This window comes from Cupriavidus sp. HPC(L) (assembly GCF_000307735.3).
GTDB lineage: Bacteria > Pseudomonadota > Gammaproteobacteria > Burkholderiales > Burkholderiaceae > Cupriavidus.
The window spans coordinates 1-1,754 of the sequence record NZ_AMPR02000347.1 but is presented as its reverse complement, the minus strand read 5'-3'; the positions used below and the strand labels follow the sequence as shown (position 1 = coordinate 1,754).

3 protein-coding genes are annotated in these 1,754 nt (G+C 73.4%); all 3 read left to right on the top strand.

Annotated elements, in window-relative coordinates:
- The coding region (locus B551_RS26685) for a hypothetical protein (protein ID WP_023264668.1) at window positions 1-445 on the top strand (445 nt) is incomplete at its 5' end.
- A 29-nt stretch (window positions 446-474) separates the two neighbouring features.
- The gene (locus B551_RS17610) at window positions 475-1,155 is read left to right on the top strand and encodes a lysoplasmalogenase (RefSeq protein WP_043440748.1); all 681 of its coding nucleotides are present in this window, start codon (window positions 475-477) and stop codon (window positions 1,153-1,155) included.
- Window positions 1,152-1,754: transglycosylase domain-containing protein (locus tag B551_RS17605; RefSeq protein ID WP_043440745.1), on the top strand; the 603-nt coding region annotated here is incomplete at its 3' end. The genes B551_RS17610 and B551_RS17605, both read left to right, overlap by 4 nt.

Sequence of the window (1,754 nt, the reverse complement as noted above, 5' to 3'; positions counted from 1 at the left end):
GGCCGAGCCGATTGCCGCCGGCTACCGCATCCGCCGCAGCGTCAGCGCGGTCGAGCAGGCCACGCCGGGACGCTGGTCGCGCGGCGACATCTATCGCGTCAAGCTGGAGATCGACGCGCAGGCTGACATGACGTGGGTGGTGGTCAGCGATCCGGTGCCCGCGGGCGCCACCATCCTGGGCAGCGGCCTGGGCCGCGACTCGCAGATCGCCACGCGCGGCGAGCGCCGCACCGGGGCCTGGCCTGCCTTCAGCGAGCGCACGCCGCAGGCCTACCGCGAGTACTACGCGCATCTGCCCAAGGGCACGGCGACCATCGAGTACACCGTGCGGCTGAACAACGCCGGCGAGTTCGCGCTGCCACCGACCCGGGTCGAGGCGATGTATGCGCCCGAGGTGTTCGGCGCCGCGCCCAATGCGCGCTTGACCGTGGGGCCGCGTTCGTGAGCGATGTCCTCGAACGGCGCAGCTGGACGATGCCGCCGCGCGTGCGCGAATGGTGGATGGCCGGCGCCGTCGCCGGCACCATCTATGGCGCGCTGCTGCTGAGCGCCGCGCTGGAGCTGCCGCCCGGCACGCCGCTGACGGGCAGCTTCGCCTGGCAGCCGGCGTGGAAGACGGCGATGGCGCTGCTGCTGGCGCGGGCGGCGTGGTTCCATCCGGTGCGCCGCGAGCGCCGCTGGCTGGTCGCCGCGCTGCTGTTCTCCGCGGTGGGCGATCTGCTGCTGGCGGCGCCGTGGCTGCCGTTCTCCTTCGTCGGCGGGCTCGGCTTCTTCCTGCTGGCGCATCTGGCCTATCTCGCGCTGCTGCTGCCGCTGGTCGGCGACGACCGGCCGCACCGGCTGCTCGCCTGCGGCGCGGTGATCGGCACGGTCGGCACGCTGCTGGGGCGCTTCTGGCCCAACCTCGGCACGCTGCGCGTCGAGGTCTGCGCCTATGTCGTCGCGCTGACCGCGATGGCGTGCGCGGCGCTACTGGCGCGGCTGCCGACGCCGCTGGCCGCGCTCGGCGCGCTGTGCTTCGTCGTGTCCGACGCGCTGATCGGCATCGCGCGCTTCCTGTCGCCGTTCGACCGTTTCGAGCTGGGCATCTGGTGGACCTATGCCGCGGCCCAGGTATTGCTGGTCGCCGGCATCGTCGCGGGACGGCGGCCATGACGCGGGCCACGCGATGGCCCGGCATCCGGCGCGCGGCCTTCGCGCTGGCGCTGCTTGTTGCGCTGCTGTCGGCGATACCGCCGGCGCCGGCGATCGCCGACACGCTGCCTGGCTTCGACCAGGTACGCGACAGCTACCGGAGCGCCGACGTGATCGTGCGCGACCGCCATGGCGAGCCGGTCGCCACGGTCCGGACCGATTTCAGCGCGCGGCGCGGGCAATGGGTGGCGCTCGACGAGATCTCGCCGGCGGTACGCACCGCGATCGTGCTGTCGGAGGACCGGCGCTTCTACCGGCACAGCGGCGTCGACTGGCAGGGCGTGGCCGGCGCGGCCTGGGCCAATCTGTGGAACACGCGCACACGCGGCGCGTCGACGCTGACGATGCAGCTGGCCGCGCTGCTCGACGACGAGCTGCGCCGCGGCGCCGGCGGACGCAGCGCCGCACAGAAGATGGGCCAGGCCTGGCGCGCGGCGCGGCTCGAACGCGGCTGGAGCAAGAGCCAGATCCTCGAGGCCTATCTGAACCTGGTACCGCTGCGCGGCGAGCTGGTCGGCCTGTCGGCGCTGTCGCAGGGGCTGTTCGGCAAGCTGCCGAGC

Bases quoted from the DNA above. Each gene is read 5' to 3' on its own strand.
- B551_RS17610 (WP_043440748.1), top strand. From the start codon at position 475: ATGCCGCCGCGCGTGCGCGAATGGTGGATGGCCGGCGCCGTCGCCGGC.